The sequence below is a fragment of the Shewanella sp. ALD9 genome (assembly GCF_002836315.1).
Lineage (GTDB): Bacteria > Pseudomonadota > Gammaproteobacteria > Enterobacterales > Shewanellaceae > Shewanella.
The window spans coordinates 882,005-901,234 of the sequence record NZ_PJCD01000002.1; the positions used below are offsets into that span (position 1 = coordinate 882,005).

Below are 19,230 nucleotides of genomic sequence, written 5' to 3' on the forward strand. Positions count from 1 at the left end.
TAATAGCGATCGACACTAATTAAGTATAACGGATAAAAACTATCACCTTAATCGGTTTTTCATATTGAACTATCTGGTTAGATAAATCCTAGAGCGTAAAAAAACAAATACCGACATAGGTCGGTATTCGCTTAATGATACTTACAGGCGGGAATTATTCCCAAGGACCAAATCTTGTCAGTACGCGACTGACATTAATTTCAAGTTTTTGTGAAAGCGTTTGGAGCTCCTGCTTATTATTAGCAGCAGAAAAACAATTCGCTTTATTAGTGGCAAACACCACCCAATTTCCGCCGCCAGTTAAACATGCAAAGACTTGGTTAAAATGTGCATGAAGTGTGTCACGTAACTGTAAATCACGGCTGTGTTCTTTCCAGCAATTTAACACTAAAAAACCATCGGTTTTGAGCAGCTGTTTTGTTTGTTCAATAAATTGAGTAGACAGTTGTTGTTTATCTACGCCTTTGTCACTGTAGATATCGGCAAAAATGACATCCACTTTTTTGTGCTCTGCTTGGGCTAAAAACTCATACGCATCTTGATGTAATACAGTGAGCTTTTTACTCAAGGGTAATTGAAAAAAGCGCTTAGCGACTTCAATAACTTGTTGGCGCAATTCAACGGCGGTAATCTTAATTGCCGCATCAAAATGCCTCAGAGAATGCACTAATGCCCCGCCTCCTAAGCCTAAAATAATGACACTTTTCGGTTGCGAAAATAACAACACAGCCAACATGGCTTGAACATAGGTATGTTGCGGTACATGTGGTTGGCTCTTATCCATTTTACTTTGTTCATCATTATCACCAAATGATAAAACCCGATAATCGCCATCGTCGAGTACACAAAAATCACCAAATCTATCACCGTCGACGTGCAATACTTTATAATCGGACATACTTCACTCAGTGAGGAGTCTTGCTTAATATATGACAGCAAGATTTTTCTACTTTAAAACTCTATTATACCCCAGAATGCTGGCCGAAGTTCGCGTCAAATAGCGTATGTAACACAATGTTTTATTATCATTACGAGATAGGGAATTGACATGTTTAACCATTTATTGATGATCTTTATTTATTTGGCGGTGTTCTTTTTTGCCCAACGTCAGGTTAATAAATGGATCCATTTGCAAGCTGAAAAGAAACAAGTCAGTGAAGTACGTAGCCGTTTAATTACCCGTTTGATTTCTTATTTGTTGTTTTTTGTGACGATATCCGTCATGGCGGTGTCATTAGGGTTAGGCTATCAAGAGGTGTCGCTATTTGTGTCTTCAGCCTTTGCGGTATTAGGCGTGGCGCTATTTGCTCAATGGTCGATATTGAGCAACATCACTGCTGGTGTATTAATCTTTTTTGCATTTCCGTATCGTATTGGCGATCGAATAAAAATTGTTGATAAAGAAGAAGATATGAGTGGCATTATTGTTGAAATCAGTTTGTTTCACGTATTGATCAAACGAGATATCGGCGATGTAATGACTTACCCTAATAGCTTAATGCTACAAAAAGCGGTGATTAAATTACCCGAACCACGAACATCAAGCGCGCTTTCAACAAGCAACAAAACTAAAGCGAAGATTAATGCAAACCGAGCGCGGTGGTTAAAGTAATCCCCAGGCAGCCACTTGATGGTTTATACCCAAACGACCTCGAAATACAAGATTGTGCATGCCCAGAAGTGACAGAGTTCAAGGGTCTAGGAATAGCGCGCCTACGGGCTGTTTCAGACACGATAGCAAGAGATAACAAGCGAACGCTGCGCTCAGAGATGGGACCGCTTCGCTGCTAAGATTTTATAGGATCTAGCCGCGAAGCGTCCTAGCAGCGCAGCGATCTAGGCTCTTGCTATAAGATTTTATCGCATCTAGCCGCGAAGCGTCCTAGCAGCGCAGCGATCTAGGCTCTTGCTATAGATTTTATAGGATCTAGCCGCGAAGCGACCTAGAACCTAGAACCTAGAAATAGTGATCTTAAACAGAGCATCACCATTCTGTTCAATCACTGCCTTGTTCCGTTATCCTACGGGAGCTCTGAAGCGAGCATGTTGGAGTAGCTTGGGTATATGTGTACTTAAGCTCAACGCAGACATGCAATAAGACTAGTTTAATACTCGATGAAAAAATGCCACCGCTTGTAAATACATTTGCAATGCTAAAGCGGCATCGTAACGCTCGCCTTCATCACGCATAAAAGCGTGTTGTGCATTGACTTCAAGCCAAGTAAAGTTTGCATTTACCTGTTCAAGCTTTTGATAAATAAGCTTACGACCTTCTTTAGTGACATGCGGATCTTGCTTACCAAACACCATCACTAACTCGCCTTTTATATCACCAGTACGGGTTAATGAATCATTGCCTTCTTGGCAAGGTAATGTGTTTGAATGAATGTCGGTTGGATATAAACAAAAAGCACCGCTGATGTCTGGATTAAGTGCGGTGCGGTAAGCTAAGTGACCACCGATACAAACACCCATAGCGCCGACTTTATCACTGCAAAATGACTGTGCCCGTGCAAAGTCAACTAACGCACAAGTGTCACTGTCATGATGTTCCAAAGGCTTGGCCCACTTGTCTGCATTACCTTTATCTTTACCGGCTTCATCATAAGCCAACACGGTTCCGATAGGATTTAGCTCATGAAACACTTCTGGTACTAATACAACAAAACCATGACCGGCTAAGATTGCCGCTGAGCGAGCAATAGGCGCGGTTTGCTGAAATATTTCTGAGTAGAAAATAATGGTCGCAAATTGGCCTTTAGTGTCTGGACGATAAAGCGTGGTACGCATTAAGCCCGTAGCCGTTTTAATGTCGTGAATTTCAGTTGTTGTAATCATAATGTTCCATTTATTTTGCACTACGCCTAAGATTTATCAAGCTGGGCAGAGTGTGATTATAGTCTATGTACTCGTAAATATTCCGGTTAACCCGTACGAATTAAAATAGCTCATTATTACAGGTTTGCCCTGTGGTCAACTGAGTCACATTCGTTAATGTTGTTGAGGCTATCGCATTTAATGCCTCTTCAGTTAAAAAGGCTTGGTGACCGGTAAAAATCACATTATGACAAGCAGACAAACGACGGAAGATATCATCTTGAATAATCTCATTTGATTTATCTTCGAAAAATAATCCTTTTTCATTTTCATATACATCAAGCCCTAACGAGCCAATTTGGCCATCTTTTAACGCTTCCATCGCATCAAAAGCGTCTAATAGTCCGCCGCGGCTGGTGTTAATCACCATCACACCTTGCTTCATTTGGCTAAAACTGACCTTGTTGAGTAAATGATGGTTATCTTTGGTCAACGGACAATGCAAACTAATGATATCGCATTGAGGATACAGGCTTTCTAATGAGACATATTCGACGCCAAGATCAATTACCGCTTGGTTTGGATAAGGATCGTGGGCGATCACTTTACAGCCAAAACCTAATAAAATTTTAATGGTGGCCAAACCAATTTTACCCGTACCAATCACCCCAACGGTTTTGCCAAACATGTTAAATCCGACTAAACCCGATAACGCAAAATTGGCATCACGAGTGCGTTGATAAGCTTTATGAATTTTACGATTTAAGGTCAACATTAAGGCCACTGAATGCTCGGCGACTGACTCAGGTGAATATGCTGGTACGTTAACGACTCTCATCCCTAATCGCTCGGCAGCAATCAGATCGACATTATTAAAGCCAGCACAACGCATGGCGATTATTTTTGTACCGCCTTTTTCCAACTCAACTAACACTTCTTCACATAAAGAGTCGTTGACGAACGCGCACACGACTTCATAGCCTTCTGCTAATTTTACGTTTTGCATGCAAAGTCGGTAATCAAAGAATTCAATATCAACCTTAAAGGTTTCGTTAATACTATTGAAATGGCGAATGTCGTAAGGCTTTGCGCTAAAAAATCCAATTCTCATAAGGCTCCAAATGCGTTAATGGCGCTATCGCGATCGTTTACTACTATTGAATGCAATAGTCACGCTCAAAACAGAGGCTAATTGTATGTGAATTAACAGTTATTGTCGTCAATATCACACGGGATAAAGATGAAATTGTGATCCAGACTCTCCCTTGTTAATAGCAACGACAACAATAATCACTCTGCAGTATAGTTTGCTTGTAACGCCCACAAAAAACATCCTTTTAGCGTTATAAACCTCATCCATTTCTTGCCCATATCAACACGGATTTAGCCAAGTTCTCTGGAGCCACATTCGTGACGCCTTGATACAGCCGAAAACTAAACATAGCGAATGTCGATTTCATTTGTTCATCAACATATTCTCATTTCACTCTACTTCAAATAATCTAGAGTAGAGACGCTCTTAAGGGATACCTAGTAAGCTAGAACACATGATAAAAAACATCTACTTAAGGCATTCATTTATTAAATTGAATAATCACATTGAAAATAAAAAAAACTGCTGTACCCATCACTGTTTTAACGGGGTAAAATTGCTAATGTTATTGCTATGTTAACCTAGCAACGACACTATGAATCAGAAAAAGAATTTGCCAGTATCAAACCGCCGATTTTGGATTGAACGGATAAGCAAAACTGCACTCAGAGCACTGCACATTATTGGTGTAGTGGGCAGTGGTGGTGGCATTATCTTTAATCTTGAGTTATCTCTGTGGTTTAATTATTGGCTTATTGCAATCGTATCCGGTGTATTACTAATGAGTTGGGAGATCATTAGAGATTGGCGCTGGCTAATACAACTCAAAGGAGTGTTAACCTTACTAAAAGTCATCCTACTAGGATTTTTTATTCAAATAAGTCAGTGTCATTCTGAATTAGTCATCTTTATTATTTTATTATCTGTTATTGTATCTCATGGACCCGCTGGATTACGCCATTACTCGATAGTTCATCGAAAAGTGATCCAGAGCAAAAAAGAAATAAAAGGTTAATACACCACAACAGAGATGACTCTAAGGACACGGGATGTTCCCTTACCCAGACCAATATCGCATTGCTATGCCGCCATTGACTACCGCTTTTATGGTGGCTTGGGCGTTGATGAGTCACGCCATTTTCACCGATGCTAGCCCATTTTCACTTTATCCATTATTAGTACTCTTTCCGACTGTCATTGGTGCGCACCTTTTTTTAATTTGGCAAGCAAAAGGTATGAGTCGTCTTGATCAATGCTTTTATGCATTGGTACATATCCCACTTGCATTTGTAGTGTGGACATTCACCATCATGCACGTCAACGGCAATGCATTCTCTTAAATCGTCGTTTTAGTCTTTCAGCAATTCCATTCTATACTTGCACATCATAAGCCCTAGCGGTATCTTTGCCGCGAATTGACTCACGAGAGCAACTATGGCTGATTTCATTTACAACCCACCCACCACTCCTTGGCTAGATATTGTGTATCAAGACAAGGATATTCTGGTCGCAAACAAGCCCTCTGGACTACTATCGGTTCCAGGAAGAGAGGCTATTTATCATGACAGTATTTATTCTCGGGTTTTAGCTGAACATCCAAATGCGCAAATTGTACACCGATTAGACATGGCTACCTCTGGGGTTATTGTCGTCGCACTACGACGCAGTGCTGAACGAGAATTAAAACGTCAATTTCGTGATAGAGAAACAGCCAAAACCTATTTTGCTCGAGTGGCGGGTCATATGAAAACCAGTATCACTAAAGTCGATTTACCGCTAATTTGTGATTGGCCTAATAGACCCAAACAAAAAGTAGACCACACAGTTGGTAAACCTTCGGTGACGTTAGTTGAAGTCGTGAGCTATGGTGCTAAGTCAACATTAGTCAAACTCACTCCTATTACTGGACGCTCGCATCAGCTTCGAGTCCATATGATGGCATTAGGCCACCCTATCCTTGGTGATGGATTTTATGCCGATGCTTTAGCAAAAAGCTTATCACCTAGGTTACTCCTTCATGCCGCGGCATTATCGATAACTCACCCCTACTCTCAACAAGTAATGCATTTTGAGTCTCCCGTCACGTTCATGGCCCCTACGGCGGATCAATAACAAAATTAAACATTGTTAATAACCATGCTAATTTTAGTAGCTATTATGCAATGAAAGTCGTAGATTTATGACCAATTAATGGTTTATTAGGCTTTATACCGTGGATAGCTCATTTCAACGTGATGAATTAGACAATCATATACTTACCGCACTTATGCAAGACGCCAGAACACCTTTTGCGGAACTGGCGAAACGTTTTAACGTCAGTGCTGGGACGATCCATGTTCGCGTTGAAAAAATGAAACAAGCTGGCATTATTACTGGTGCGCAAATTACCGTAAATCCCAAAGCGCTCGGTTATGATGTTTGCTGTTTTATCGGCATCAATTTAAAAAGTGCAGGCGATTATCCGGCTGCTATTGCCAAGCTAAATGAATTAGAAGAAGTAGTAGAAGCGTATTACACCACCGGAAATTACTCGGTATTTGTAAAGGTAATGTGCCAATCTATCGATGGATTGCAGCATGTGCTAATTAACCGTATTCAATCTATTGATGAAATCCAGTCTACAGAAACACTTATCAGCCTACAAAATCCCATCGTAAGATCGGTAAAGCCCTAGGCCATGGAGGGCTAAGTAGCCCTCAAGCCCTGCATCAACTCCAAAATTGTCAACTCCCACTCGTGAATAACACAACTTCAATCACAAACCTGCACATACTTATTAACAATTGATTGCCGTTTTTTTAAGTTACAGTGTTACTTTTGTTAAACCTTTGTGCTACAAATGCTACTGATGTGCCATAGAGTGCAGCAAAAAACTGAAAATATTATAAACACCATCACTTAATATACATCGTGTTACAGCGATATCCCCCTCAAATTGAGTGGTGTCTAAAAACAAGGAAGAAGTTGTGAAGACAAAATTAGCCCTAGCCATTTCGGCAGCACTAATATCAAGTGCTACTTATGCAAATACTCAATATAGCTCTAACCATGCAGGCATTGAACTGCTTTCTACTGACCATAACAAAAAACCTGCGGTTAAAATTAACGATGTCAAAGCTCCTCAGCGTTATATTATTGAACTAGAATCACCTGCTATTGCAAAATATCAAGGTGGTATTTCAACTTATGCTTCTACCGCGATTAAAGATAAAAATAGCAAATTAGACATTCAATCAGCTCCAGTTAAAAGCTATGTGTCTCATCTGCAGGCCGAGCAAGCTGCATTTACAAAGGCCCTTTCAAAGGTTGCTTCAAATGCTAAAGTTGAGCGTCAATTTACAACATTATTTAACGGTGTCACTATTGTTGGCCAAGGGTTAACTGTTGAACAAATAATGGCTATTCCAGGAGTTATCTCTGTATATCCTGAAGCTATGTACGAAACAAACATGGATGCTTCACATGAAATAATCAACAGTGAAGCTATGTGGAATGCAGTAGATGGCATGGAAAACGCTGGTAAAGGTATCCGTGTTGCCATTATTGATGGTGGTATTCGTCCTGAAAACCCAATGTTCTCAGGCGAAGGTTTTGAAGCGCCTACAGGGATGATGCCAACAGATGACTACTGTTCAACGGTGGATAGCTCATTCTGTAACGATAAACTGATTGTTGCACGTTGGTCACAACCTACATTCCAAGTCTGTCCCGATGAATACATGAGCCCATTAGGATTTGGTGGTCATGGTACTCACGTTGCCGGTACTGCTGTTGGCAACAAGGTAGAAACAACATTCCAAGGTGTTGACGTTACATTATCAGGTGTTGCTCCAGCAGCATATTTAATGGCTTATAAAGCACTTTATTCTAAAGCTGACTGTACTGGTGGTAGTGGTTCGAACATCATGCTCATGGAAGCATTAGAGCATGCCGTTAATGATGGTGCCGATGTCATTAACAACTCATGGGGTGGTGGCGCTGGCTCAGATCCTTCAAGTAGCCCATACAAAACGATGTTTGAAGCTGCCGAAGCTGCTGGTATTGTTGTAGTAAGTGCTGCTGGTAATGATGGTAATGCAGCAAAAACAGTTGGCTGTCCTGGTTGTATCGAGTCTGGTATCACTGTGGCTAACAGCACGACTGGTCGTTACTTCGCTAACAGCTTCAATACTGGTGGTGATGATTTGTTAGCGATTCCAGGTTCAGATACTGAAATTGATATGGACATCACAGGAACTGTTATTTCAGCACTCAATATTGATGCCGAAAACTTTGAAGGTTGTGATCCATTCGCTGCAGATTCATTTAAAGATGGTATCGCACTGATTTCACGTGGTACTTGTAACTTTAGCGATAAAGTGACTAACGCTGAAGCTGCTGGCGCAACTGCTGTTGTTGTTTATAACAACCGTGTTGGTGCACCAATCACTATGTCAGTGCCGGGTATTACCTTCCCTTCAGTTATGATTGCCCAAGATGACGGCATGGCAATTTTAGATTCAATGGGTGATACAGCGACTCAAGGTACTATTGGCGCTGACATTAAACGTATCATGGCCAGTGGTCTTGCAGATTCTATCAATGAATCTAGCTCTCGTGGCCCAAATGGTAATGAGAACATCCTTAAGCCTGATCTCGCAGCCCCAGGAACAAACATCTTATCGGCTTTCTCACCAGATGACGGTGGAGAAGACTTTAGTATGATTTCTGGTACTAGTATGGCTAGTCCACATGTTGCAGGTGCTGCAGCGCTTTTAAGTCAGCTACATCCTACATGGTCAGCAACTGATATTAAAACTGCACTAACATCTACATCTAAAATAGATGGCATTCTAGATGACGACTCATCAACACCAGCAACGCCTTTTGCTATGGGTGCGGGTCGTATGGATTTAGATGCTGCAGCAAAAGCAGTGTTAACATTTGATAAGCCTTCTATAGCTGCAGACTCATGTGTTGGTATCTGTACCTTTACTCGTACGGTTTACAACAAGAGTGATGAAAAATCATCTTGGACGCTTTCTGCAAGTTCTGGTACTGCTGGTCTAATGATTTCACCATCAACACTTGAACTTGAAGCGGGTGCATCAGCAACCTTCACTGTCACTGTGGATTCTACATTTAGTGAATATGGTGATTGGATTTTCGGTAATGTCATGATTAGCAGCACTGAAGGAAAGCAAAATGCTCACCTTCCACTGGCTGTACTCGCTAAAGAGTCAAGTGATTCATCATTAATATCAGCTTTTACAACTGACACTGATATTTCTGTTGCTGATCCTTTCACAATAAAATCTGTTGTGAATAACACTATGTTTGAAAACACGGTAACTCTGACGGCTACGGCTCCTAAAGGCACTAAGCTTACATCAAAAGATGATGTATCTGTGGTCCTGAACGGCGCCTCGCAAAATGGTCTATCTGTTGATGAAAACACTGGCGTAGTCACTTGGGTTGGTTCAATGGATTTACCTGAAATGGTCACGACTAGTGGCACAGGTACATATCCTAATATTACCGCTCTTGGCTTAAGTCAAACACCTGCTTGTTTAGACGGTTGTGATGAAACTACATTTGTATTTACAGTTCCAGCTTATAAGTACAATGGACAAACTTATACAGCAATCACTATTTCGGATAACGGCATAGTCATTCCTGGTAATAGTTCAACTGCAGGCACTTATGCTAATAAAGAACTACCTGATAGCTCAAATCCAAATAATATCCTTGCACCATTCTGGTCAGATTTTGATTTAAGTGATGGTACAGTTGGCGATACTGGTGGTGGAGCAATCTCTCTTGGTGTCGTGAGCACTGGAACAGCTTCATTCTTAGTTGTTGAATGGAATGATGCGCAACTTTGGGGCGATCCTTCAGGTGATCAGTATAGCTTTAGCGTGTGGTTAAAAACTGGCGATACTGAAGAAGTCACATTCAATTATTATGATATTCCTGGTATGCCAGCTAACGTAACGATTGGCGCTGAAAACATCAGTGGTAGCATAGGTACAACTCATTACTTTAACGGTGCAGGCACATCTGTTACTAATGATGACTGGGTTGAAGTAAAATCAACAACTGCAGGTAGTGTTGAACTTGCCTATAAAGCAATGGTTACTGAGTTTAGCTTCGGCCAAACTGACACCCCTTCACTTGATGAAGATACTTCTATGGAAGGTAATGTATTAGATAATGATACTAAGCCAGACCAAAAAGTAGCTCGTACTCAAGTAACGGGTGATGGCATGACGGCTAAGGCTCAACGCTTAATCGATGTGTCTCCTGCTGGGAAATTAGACACTGTTGTTCTTGTTGATAAAGTGACTAATGGCGAACTGACGTTAGCAGCAGATGGTGCATTTACTTATACACCAACAGCTGACTTCACTGGCACGGATACATTCTCTTATACATCAACTGATGAAGAAGGGAATTTGAGCACGCCTACACAAGTCGTTATTACTGTTAATAACGTTAATGATGCTCCAACGGTTGCGCCTTCAGGAATGAATAGCGCTGGTGGATTTGTAGTAACAGCAAAAGCAAACGGTAAAGACATCGATGGTGATGCTTTAACTTATAATTGGGTTCAAACTGGTGGTAAGAGTGTTAGCTTTACCAACGGTGGTCCATCAATTCTGTTTACTGCTCCAGTAGGTGATGACACCTTCACTTTCACAGTAACTGCATCTGACGGTGAGCTGACAAGTGCACCAGGTACAGCAACCATTAATGTTACCGAGGAAGTAGAGCAATCTTCTGGTGGTTCTATGGGTTGGTTAACTGCACTATTACTACCATTAGCTGCATTACGTCGTCGTAAGCACTCATAATAGTAATCATTAATTTGGCATAGCCTAAATGATGTAAAAAAAACCAGCTGTTATCAGCTGGTTTTTTTATTGGTTAAAAATATCAAACTAGATAACCTTAGTTATTCATCTTCATCCGATTCATCAGCATGAGCAGAAGCTTCAAACTGCTCTACATTCGCCAATTGTCCAAACCAGAAGTCTGAACTCACCATCTTAAACTGACGAGATAAACCTTCATTTGATACTAATTCTAGCTTCCACAATATCCCTAAGGCTTCTGGAAATTGTGTCCCGGTAATTTGGTCTTCATATAATCGATGCAATAGTGCATCAGGAGATAACCCAGATGCGAGAAGACGTACCATCGAGGCATGTAATGACGCATCAAAAATAGTTAACTCTGCAGCGTCAGTTGCAGTGACATTAACCATAAACTCAACACCGGTAGGCTCGGCAAAAACACCATTAAATGCTTCTCTCAATAAGGCATAAGCGCTAAAAAAACCTTCATGGAGCAAGCAATCAGAATATTCTTCCCACATTCTGTCACCGATCATGTCATTACTTAACTGATCAATTTTACCTTCAGTTAATTCACTGAATAAATGCGTCAAGATGATTTTAGCTGCTTCATTGGCCTCTAAATCATTTAGAGACATCATGCACATTTCTCTAAGTTCAGTAGCCTCCATTCCTTCTAGGCCATCATCTAAGCCCATAATAGCCATCAACTGAAGGTAGTCTTCATTTGACCAAGCATTCGGGATCTTATTGATTTTACGAAAAGAACCAATTTGAACATTAAATTGTGCTTGCATGGAAACTCCTTCTTATAAGCGTCAAAAAGTGACGAAGATAGGTCAAACTAATACCCAACATGTGCAATCGCAATACTGTATAAGAGCAAAAACAAAAAATGTCATACCGATAGACCACCGAACAAACATAACAATCTGATTTATAATGCTTTATTAAAAATTAAATATATTAACAATTATATTAAACTTTGTTTATATGATATTAATTTAGCTTATAAATGAATCAACTCACATTTTTAAGCCATTTTATCTTAAACAGAAATGGAATGAGATAATGCGAAGAAACCCTATAATGATTCATCATTATATTTCAAATTGAGTTAAAGACAGAAAAGGAGAAGTCACCCTGACAAGCGAACTTTAAACAGTTAAAAGTGGCGTAAAGAATAGTATTGAGTCAGCATAAAAACTCTCACAGCCAAAATATCCTTGCTAAAGAAACAGTAAAGAACGATAAGCCTATTTCAACCTCAAAGCCGCTAATCATCAAGTCATTTGTACTAATCAAATGTATTCGAGAATGTCTATCAAAGATACTTGAATACGTTCTGTTGGGGGAATGGCAATACAGATACAAACAAAAATCTAACGGCTTGCCGATTCACAGATGAGACTTAGCGCTGTTGATCCAAAGCAGGTTAATTTGTATCTGTTACCATTGAACTTTAAGCATAAAAAAAGCCCTGTTCAATTAAGAACAGGGCTTTCAAATGATGGTACCTGAGGTCGGACTCGAACCGACACGCCGTGAAGCAGGGGATTTTGAATCCCCCATGTATACCAATTTCATCACTCAGGCAAAGACTTAGTAGCTATGTTAGCTTTGCAAAGTAATCTGAGAAATCCAAATATCTTTGCAAAACAACACTCGTAATTTAATCCTAACCAAACAATACTTTTCGTAACAATCATTGTCACGATTAAGTGCTGGCGATTATACCGTTGCATTTAATAATGGCAAGCCCTTTACCTATTATTTTCTATAAAAACACTCAATTGGTCAAAAGTCATTCATCACCCTCTATTGAGATGGATTGTGTTTTTTTGTGAGCTAATTGGCAATTTTACACTAAGTTAACATCATGACGGCTGAAGATTGATCAAGATCAGTATAACGACGTTATTTTGACTTTATGATGATCACGTCTTCACAACCTAAAGGATAAATATCATGGCATTTTGGTTAGATTTAATGTTTGGTAACGCAATAGGATTACTTTCTATGATGGTAATTTTTTGTACCTTTGGAATAATGTCTTATCTAATGTGGATGTTTATTGTGAAGTCTGCACCTACTAAGTGAGTCTCTTAATAGGTTAAGTTTTTTACTGCTTATTATTCATATCCAATATGGATACTTCCTTGTGAATGATACATTGGCGACAAAACACATGATGTGTTTTTATGCCAGAATGGGGGCTTTATACGCCCCCATCTTTTTTATTCATCTACAGCACTATTTTCCGCGCTATTACACTGCATGCTTACGTGATTGAATCAATCCATTAATAAAATGTGGTCGCGTTTTAATCAGGTAACTCATTTCTTCTGCACTGGGTTCACCCGCTGGTAAACGGAGTACATCACGATTTAAATAATTACGTGCTTGCATCGAAATTTTGTATTCAGCCGTTGGCCCTTGAATCGCATAGTGACGCTCGTTTCCAAGCATTTCAAGTATGCTGGTATTAACTAAATTTTTAACCGCTAATTCATTTTGTGGCAAGGTTAAAATAGTTTGTCCTTGTAAAAAGAACTCCCGTAGCAAGGCTCTTTCAGCAGGGTCCAGTAGTTTCACTTTTGCGTCAATAGTTTCTACGGTACGTTTTTGACGTAAATATACGATGGCCTCATCGACGACAAAGGCAAAAATCTGGCTTAAAAAATATGCCACTCCCATAATCAACCCTAAGCCAATAAACTGACCATATTGATTAACGAGTTGGTCTAACGATAAAAACGCCAATAAATCTTTAGGCGCAAACAATAAACTAGCACATGTTACAATAAGCCATGACATAGAACTTACGAACAAACGCTTACTATTCAATAACTTTATTGAACCTACTTTCATTTTCATCATAGCTTACCCGCAGTGTCAGATTTTTGAGCTTACTAAGGCAAAGCAAAATATATGCCAGAAAAAAATAATTGATTAGCTGATATTTATTTATTTTTTCATACTATATATGGCCTATCAGGCTATGCTTGAACCAAGGTATGAAACCCGAACTAACACTGGCGAAATGCATTGTAGAATAAATACTTTCATCGGTAGATCCTCCCTATTTATAAATCACAATGAAGAAACTATGCTGATATCCATAAAACAGTTACTGCGAAGTCCAATAGCTCGAAAACTGACGCTTTCTATCGTGATCTTTAGTTCTTTAATTACCCTCGTGACGACGGCTTATCAGCTCGTAAGTGATTATCAAAGTGATGTAAGTAGAATTGATCGCGTTTTTTCGAATATAGAAGCGGTAAATTTAGAAGTGCTGGCAGCCAGCATATGGGTAATAGATGAACATTTAATCGACACGCAGCTCCGTGGTTTAAGTCAATTACCTGACATAAACTATATTTCTATCCGTGATGACACGAATCAAGAATGGCACTTTGGTGTATATAAGAAAACGGCTGTTATTGAGAAACAATACCCATTAATTTATACCAATAATGAACATATTCCTGTTGGGACACTCATCGTACAAGCTGATCTAAATGTCATATATGATCGTTTGTATGATAAAGCAATACTGATTTTATTATCCAACGCGATCAAAACCTTCTTAGTGGCTGGCTTTATCTTGCTTCTGGTGTGGTTCAATGTGACCAAACATCTTCGTCAACTAAGCCAATATTGCGATGATATTAGCTTAGACCACGACTTTACTCCTTTGGATTTTAATCGTAAGCCGCAACATGATGAATTCAGTTTGGTAGCCGATGCGGTTAATACCATGCAACGGCAAATAAGAGGCTCTTATCAAGCATTGCACCAATCAAAAATCGATCTTCAGCACGCACTTGAAGATCGCGATCGCTTACTGCTATTAGAACGCAGCTATAAAGATGAGCTCGCGCGCCAGGTAAAAGAACAAACCAGAGAACTTGAACAATCATTGCAAATGTTAAAACGAACACAACAAGTTCTGGTTGAAAAAGAAAAAATGGCGGCACTAGGTGGGTTAGTTTCCGGCGTAGCTCATGAAATTAATACCCCTATCGGTATTTGCTTAACGGCTGCCAGCTCGCAATTGTCTCACATAGAAGAGTTGATCAAATTAATCCATAGCGATGATGCCACTTTAGAACAAATTAATGGGATTTTAGAGCAATACCAACAAAGCAGTCAGTTAATCGTCAGTAATATCACTCGTGCCAGTTATTTGATCCAACAATTTAAATCTATTGCCGCAGAACAAAGCCACGAGAAAAACACCGTCTTTAATTTGAGCAATCTATTACGCGATATTACTGATTCAACATTAATGATATTTTCACCGCAAGACGTCGAAATAACCACCAGTTTGGATAAGCAGTTGCAACTTAATAATAATGCCAGTTTATTAAGCCAAGCTATCACTAATGTGGTATCAAATGCCTTTTTGCATGCGTTTAAGGATGTTTCGCAAGCGAAAATCCACATCAATGTCGTTGCTGAGCCAGACAGTATCCAAATCGAAATTCAAAATAATGGCGCGGTTATTCCTAATGACATCGTCGAACATATTTTCGAACCCTTCTTCACCACAGCTCGTCACAAAGGAGGAGTAGGTTTAGGGCTAGCGGCAGCGTTTAACGCGGTGACTCAGCTCAAGGGTAATATCTGTTATGTTGCTACGTCACCACTAGGTGGGCCAATGTTCGTGATTAGTGTGCCGAGATAACCGACAAATTTACACAACAATGTTAAGCGGGTTTAGCGGCTAATTTAGTCAGCACACGACTAACCGCAACAAACGCAAACGTTCCCGTTACCATAGTAATGGCGCCAAAACCGGAGGCGCAATCCATTCGCATACTGCCTTCTGCATTTTCTTTAGTGTTGCATACACTGCCATCAGCTTGAGGATAGACGAGATGTTGGGTCGAAAACACCGCATCTACAGCAAAACGGCGCTGAATATTTTTAGTGAAATTGTAATCTTTGCGTAATATGTTGCGCACTTTTGCCAATAATGGATCTTGTACTGTTTTAGCCAAATCAGTCACTTGAATTAAAGTCGGATCGGTTTGTCCGCCAGCACCACCTATGGTCACTAGCGGAATTTTATTACGCTTGCACCAAGCGATTAAACCTGCTTTAGGCTTTACAGCATCAATACAGTCAACCACATAATCAATATTGCCACCTTGTGAGGCCGGCTTAAAATACTCAGCAAGATTATCTAAGGTAATAAAATCTTCTACTTCATTAACCACACACTCTGGGTTAATTTCGCCAATGCGTTTTGCCATAACCTCAACTTTTGATTGGCCAATAGTCGAAATTAATGCATGTATTTGGCGATTGGTGTTGGTAACACAAATATCATCTAAATCAATTAGCGTAATCTGCCCTATCCCACTTCTTGCTAATGCTTCGGCAACCCATGTGCCTACACCGCCAATACCAACAACCACAACATGGGCTTGCGAAAAAGTCGTTAGTGCGGCTTGACCATACAAACGGCCAACACCAGCAAAACGATGAGTATAAGATTCTGACAACATGGGTTACGCCCTAATTAACGACTATTTTCGCGGCCAATTTTATATGATTTATCCTCAAAGCTAAACGTTTGTCACGATTCACTCTAGATGAATTTAGTTAAGGATGCGTTTTGGTTTAATAACAAGCACCACATGCTCGTATTTATAGCGAGTAATTCTGCTCACTCGTTTTGGTATATGAGATATAAAATATGGGATATTGGATGTGGGATAAAGTAATAAAATCGGTTTATTGCAGCTTAACAGATCAAGCTGGCCGGAGGATTAACACGTCAATAGTGTACCTATATCTATGGTAAACCATACCATCTAGATAGCAGGATAAAGAGCCGTTTGATAGCAATCTATTACTCAGCAGAGGCAGATTGAGCTAAATGTCTTTATGTCCTAGCGCCAATGTGTCTATCACAACAAACATTAAAATATGCTTAATTTATAACCTTATTAGACTAAAGATATAAAAATTAACATCGAATATTCACAATGATTAAATTAACATGGGCTAACATACAATTCTGCAACTTTTTATGGTTGTGCGCTAGCCTATTTTTAATCGAATAGGAACATCCCTAAAGAGGTAGATCCACGCCATATGGTGATTTTTTTATACAAATGGTCGCAGTTATCACAGATTTATACACAAAATTTCAAGTAGGCCTTGTTTATTTGATCTAGGCCACACTCTGAAGGTATCAAATCTGTAAAAATCTGCACCAGATTGTTACAGAATTGAATCTGCGACAAACTTCACTAACTAAAACCATGAAAAATGGAATATAGAACATAACGTTCTAGGGAGCATGAAAGATGAAAAAAACCTTAATCTCTGCATCGGTAGCATCTGTACTTACATTAGTTTCTTTCGCTACACTTGCTGAAGGCCCAAGTTTCTATGGTCGTTTAGATTTAGCCGTGACTAATTCTGATAAAGGCGCAACAACTCAAAATGGTAAAGAAGGCACAGTATTAGAAAACAACTTTTCTAACTTAGGCGTAAAAGGTAGCGAAAAATTTGGTAACGGTATTGAACTGTTATACCAAATGGAATTCCAAGTTGAAAATACCACTCAAACTGAAGGCAAAAATGGCAGTGACGAAGTTGTATTTAAAGCGCGTAACACATTCTTAGGTTTAAAAAGTGACGCAGGTACAGTGTTAATCGGCCGTAACGATACTGTATTTAAACAGTCTGAAGGTGGCATTGATTTATTTGGTAACTTCAACGCAGATATCGATCGTATGATTGGCGGCCAGTTACGTAAAGCTGACGGTATTTGGTACTATTCACCAGTGATTGGTGGCTTAGTTACATTAAACGCAACTTATTTAATGGAAGACAACTACACAGATGATGCTGGTAAAGAATCATATGATGATCAATATGCATTAAGTGCAACTATTGGTGATAAAGGCCTTAAAGCACAACCTTACTATGTCGCTGCAGCTTATAATACTATTGGTGGTATTGATGCTTATCGTGGTGTGGCACAAGTTAAGCTAGGTGAGTTCAAGCTTGGTGGTTTATACCAAAACACTGAAAGCCAAACATCTGATCAAGAAGGTGATTCTTTCTTCCTTAACGTATCTTACAACCTAAACGGCGTAAACTTAAAAGCTGAATACGGTCAAGATGAAGCTGGTTTTGGTAGCTACTACAAAAATATTAAAGAAGCGACTGGTACTGACGTAAACATCACTCAAATTACTGTGGGTGCTGATTACCGTATCTCTAAGTCAACCTTAGTTTATGGTCACTATGCTATGTATGAAGGCGACCATAAAGTGGGTACAGCTACTGTTGATTTAGAAGATGACAACATCTTCACTGTCGGTGCTCGTTACGACTTCTAATCATTCTGATATAAAAGCTTCGGCTTAACAGTATAAATGATTAAAAATGCCAATCTGTTTAGATTGGCATTTTTGTATCTGTAATCTAATGTTGAGCTCTAACGCTTCAAATCTAATCGTGACATCCAGAACTTGAAATCCAGCACTTGAAATGACAGCTATCGAAATTGCCGCACTTAACAGCAACCGCCAATTAAGCAATCACTTGATTAAACACTTCAACATGATGTGACTCAACCAACTCAGGCATTACATTGTGGAAATAATGCTCAATAGCATCTTTAGCGCAATGCTGATCAAACGCAGCACGATCGACAAACTTTTCCACAAAGGCAACTTTGTTGTCGTCATCAATACTGACATTCAATTCATAACGAATACAGCCAGATTCACGACGAGTATCAGGGATCAAGCTTGCCAATACCGCCACTAACTCATCACGTTTTCCTGCTTTCGCCACAAATTGAGCGACACACACAATTTGCTGGGTATTAATTACATAATCTGACATCGTTTTTCCTTAATAAAATCTACCCAAATCCAAAGAAATAGCGGCTTAACGCAGAGTTGATTATATTATCTCTGAATCCAACGCTACTCATACCAATTAGCTATTATAGATTAACAACATATCAAGATGCTCAATGCCGTCTTCAAGGTACACATCTGAATTGACAATAAAGCCAAGTTGTTGATAAAAATGACGTAAATAATCTTGTGCCCCAATCTGAATATTGTCTGTTGGCCAATGCCGTTTTGCAATGGCTATGGCACTTTGCATTAATTGATTGGCCACGCCCTGACCACGGGCAGATTTTGCAACAGCAACACGGCCAATACTCGCTTGAGGGTAACTAATATCGGGCGCTAACACGCGGCTATAAGCCTCTATATCACCCTGTTCATTCACTCCCAATAAGTGCCTGGTTTGCGGATGTTTATCTTTACCGTCTAATTCAGGATAAGGACAATTTTGTTCAACCACAAAGACATCTACACGCAATTGCAATAAGCCATAAAGCTGCTCTAAAGACAGCTCAGTAAAACCAACATCTAGCCACGTTAATGTCATCTCTCACCTTAATTTATTGCTATCAATTAAGATAATACTAACATG

Annotated in this window: 17 protein-coding genes and 1 tRNA gene; 9 read left to right on the top strand and 9 right to left on the bottom strand. The window is 39.7% G+C overall.

The window, feature by feature from the left end:
* Window positions 1–154: 154 nt before the first annotated feature.
* A complete protein-coding gene (locus tag CXF88_RS07215; protein ID WP_101086215.1) occupies window positions 155–898 on the bottom strand; it encodes a fused MFS/spermidine synthase in 744 nt (247 codons plus the stop codon).
* Window positions 899–1,048: 150 nt separating this feature from the next.
* On the opposite strand from CXF88_RS07215, the gene CXF88_RS07220 reads away from it, so the two are divergent.
* Entirely contained in the window at window positions 1,049–1,612 is a 564-nt protein-coding gene (locus CXF88_RS07220) for a mechanosensitive ion channel domain-containing protein (protein ID WP_101086216.1), read from the top strand.
* Between the two features lie 488 nt (window positions 1,613–2,100).
* On the opposite strand, the gene CXF88_RS07225 is transcribed toward CXF88_RS07220, so the two are convergent.
* On the bottom strand, window positions 2,101–2,838 hold the full coding sequence (locus CXF88_RS07225) for a dienelactone hydrolase family protein (RefSeq protein WP_101086217.1): 738 nt from the start codon (window positions 2,836–2,838) through the stop codon (window positions 2,101–2,103).
* 100 nt (window positions 2,839–2,938) lie between these two features.
* The gene (locus tag CXF88_RS07230) at window positions 2,939–3,928 is read right to left on the bottom strand and encodes a 2-hydroxyacid dehydrogenase (protein WP_101086218.1); all 990 of its coding nucleotides are present in this window, start codon (window positions 3,926–3,928) and stop codon (window positions 2,939–2,941) included.
* Window positions 3,929–4,505: 577 nt separating this feature from the next.
* Between CXF88_RS07230 and CXF88_RS07235 the strand changes: the two genes are divergently transcribed.
* The 5 genes from CXF88_RS07235 (at window position 4,506) to CXF88_RS07255 (ending at window position 10,743) form a co-directional block, all read left to right on the top strand.
* Window positions 4,506–4,925, top strand: a complete 420-nt coding sequence (locus CXF88_RS07235; RefSeq protein WP_101086219.1) for a hypothetical protein — start codon at window positions 4,506–4,508, stop codon at window positions 4,923–4,925.
* 34 nt (window positions 4,926–4,959) lie between these two features.
* Window positions 4,960–5,250, top strand: coding sequence for a hypothetical protein (locus CXF88_RS07240; RefSeq protein ID WP_101086220.1), 291 nt, complete (start codon window positions 4,960–4,962; stop codon window positions 5,248–5,250).
* A gap of 94 nt (window positions 5,251–5,344) precedes the next feature.
* Entirely contained in the window at window positions 5,345–6,022 is a 678-nt protein-coding gene (gene rluA, locus CXF88_RS07245; protein ID WP_101086221.1) for a bifunctional tRNA pseudouridine(32) synthase/23S rRNA pseudouridine(746) synthase RluA, read from the top strand.
* Window positions 6,023–6,122: 100 nt separating this feature from the next.
* The gene (gene asnC / locus CXF88_RS07250) at window positions 6,123–6,584 is read left to right on the top strand and encodes a transcriptional regulator AsnC (protein WP_011636002.1); all 462 of its coding nucleotides are present in this window, start codon (window positions 6,123–6,125) and stop codon (window positions 6,582–6,584) included.
* Window positions 6,585–6,876: 292 nt separating this feature from the next.
* On the top strand, window positions 6,877–10,743 hold the full coding sequence (locus tag CXF88_RS07255; RefSeq protein ID WP_101086222.1) for a S8 family serine peptidase: 3,867 nt from the start codon (window positions 6,877–6,879) through the stop codon (window positions 10,741–10,743).
* A 101-nt stretch (window positions 10,744–10,844) separates the two neighbouring features.
* Here the strand turns inward: CXF88_RS07255 and CXF88_RS07260 are convergent, their stop codons facing one another.
* Complete coding sequence (locus tag CXF88_RS07260) at window positions 10,845–11,543, bottom strand: hypothetical protein (protein ID WP_101086223.1); 699 nt, start codon at window positions 11,541–11,543, stop codon at window positions 10,845–10,847.
* A 714-nt stretch (window positions 11,544–12,257) separates the two neighbouring features.
* A tRNA-Leu gene (locus CXF88_RS07270) sits at window positions 12,258–12,342 on the bottom strand.
* A 372-nt stretch (window positions 12,343–12,714) separates the two neighbouring features.
* Between CXF88_RS07270 and CXF88_RS07275 the strand changes: the two genes are divergently transcribed.
* Window positions 12,715–12,846 (top strand): DUF3149 domain-containing protein, encoded by a 132-nt coding sequence (locus tag CXF88_RS07275; RefSeq protein ID WP_101086224.1) that lies wholly within the window; start codon window positions 12,715–12,717, stop codon window positions 12,844–12,846.
* A gap of 168 nt (window positions 12,847–13,014) precedes the next feature.
* Here the strand turns inward: CXF88_RS07275 and CXF88_RS07280 are convergent, their stop codons facing one another.
* Complete coding sequence (locus CXF88_RS07280; RefSeq protein WP_101086225.1) at window positions 13,015–13,626, bottom strand: superinfection exclusion B family protein; 612 nt, start codon at window positions 13,624–13,626, stop codon at window positions 13,015–13,017.
* A 229-nt stretch (window positions 13,627–13,855) separates the two neighbouring features.
* On the opposite strand from CXF88_RS07280, the gene CXF88_RS07285 reads away from it, so the two are divergent.
* Entirely contained in the window at window positions 13,856–15,436 is a 1,581-nt protein-coding gene (locus tag CXF88_RS07285) for an ATP-binding protein (RefSeq protein ID WP_101086226.1), read from the top strand.
* 22 nt (window positions 15,437–15,458) lie between these two features.
* Here CXF88_RS07285 and tcdA read toward each other — a convergent pair whose 3' ends face one another.
* Window positions 15,459–16,262: a tRNA cyclic N6-threonylcarbamoyladenosine(37) synthase TcdA gene (gene tcdA, locus CXF88_RS07290; protein ID WP_174839622.1), complete on the bottom strand. Its 804-nt coding sequence runs from the start codon at window positions 16,260–16,262 to the stop codon at window positions 15,459–15,461.
* A gap of 807 nt (window positions 16,263–17,069) precedes the next feature.
* On the opposite strand from tcdA, the gene CXF88_RS07295 reads away from it, so the two are divergent.
* Complete coding sequence (locus CXF88_RS07295; protein ID WP_101086227.1) at window positions 17,070–18,113, top strand: porin; 1,044 nt, start codon at window positions 17,070–17,072, stop codon at window positions 18,111–18,113.
* 193 nt (window positions 18,114–18,306) lie between these two features.
* Here the strand turns inward: CXF88_RS07295 and CXF88_RS07300 are convergent, their stop codons facing one another.
* Window positions 18,307–18,624 (bottom strand): putative quinol monooxygenase, encoded by a 318-nt coding sequence (locus CXF88_RS07300; protein ID WP_101086228.1) that lies wholly within the window; start codon window positions 18,622–18,624, stop codon window positions 18,307–18,309.
* Window positions 18,625–18,720: 96 nt separating this feature from the next.
* On the bottom strand, window positions 18,721–19,185 hold the full coding sequence (locus CXF88_RS07305; protein WP_101086229.1) for a GNAT family N-acetyltransferase: 465 nt from the start codon (window positions 19,183–19,185) through the stop codon (window positions 18,721–18,723).
* Window positions 19,186–19,230 lie beyond the last annotated feature (45 nt).

Bases quoted from the DNA above. Each gene is read 5' to 3' on its own strand.
- CXF88_RS07260 (WP_101086223.1), bottom strand. From the start codon at position 11,543: ATGCAAGCACAATTTAATGTTCAAATTGGTTCTTTTCGTAAAATCAAT.
- CXF88_RS07230 (WP_101086218.1), bottom strand. From the start codon at position 3,928: ATGAGAATTGGATTTTTTAGCGCAAAGCCTTACGACATTCGCCATTTC.
- CXF88_RS07285 (WP_101086226.1), top strand. From the start codon at position 13,856: ATGCTGATATCCATAAAACAGTTACTGCGAAGTCCAATAGCTCGAAAA.
- tcdA (WP_174839622.1), bottom strand. From the start codon at position 16,262: ATGTTGTCAGAATCTTATACTCATCGTTTTGCTGGTGTTGGCCGTTTG.
- CXF88_RS07215 (WP_101086215.1), bottom strand. From the start codon at position 898: ATGTCCGATTATAAAGTATTGCACGTCGACGGTGATAGATTTGGTGAT.
- CXF88_RS07220 (WP_101086216.1), top strand. From the start codon at position 1,049: ATGTTTAACCATTTATTGATGATCTTTATTTATTTGGCGGTGTTCTTT.
- rluA (WP_101086221.1), top strand. From the start codon at position 5,345: ATGGCTGATTTCATTTACAACCCACCCACCACTCCTTGGCTAGATATT.
- CXF88_RS07280 (WP_101086225.1), bottom strand. From the start codon at position 13,626: ATGATGAAAATGAAAGTAGGTTCAATAAAGTTATTGAATAGTAAGCGT.
- CXF88_RS07295 (WP_101086227.1), top strand. From the start codon at position 17,070: ATGAAAAAAACCTTAATCTCTGCATCGGTAGCATCTGTACTTACATTA.
- CXF88_RS07275 (WP_101086224.1), top strand. From the start codon at position 12,715: ATGGCATTTTGGTTAGATTTAATGTTTGGTAACGCAATAGGATTACTT.
- CXF88_RS07225 (WP_101086217.1), bottom strand. From the start codon at position 2,838: ATGATTACAACAACTGAAATTCACGACATTAAAACGGCTACGGGCTTA.
- CXF88_RS07300 (WP_101086228.1), bottom strand. From the start codon at position 18,624: ATGTCAGATTATGTAATTAATACCCAGCAAATTGTGTGTGTCGCTCAA.
- CXF88_RS07240 (WP_101086220.1), top strand. From the start codon at position 4,960: ATGTTCCCTTACCCAGACCAATATCGCATTGCTATGCCGCCATTGACT.
- CXF88_RS07305 (WP_101086229.1), bottom strand. From the start codon at position 19,185: ATGACATTAACGTGGCTAGATGTTGGTTTTACTGAGCTGTCTTTAGAG.
- CXF88_RS07235 (WP_101086219.1), top strand. From the start codon at position 4,506: ATGAATCAGAAAAAGAATTTGCCAGTATCAAACCGCCGATTTTGGATT.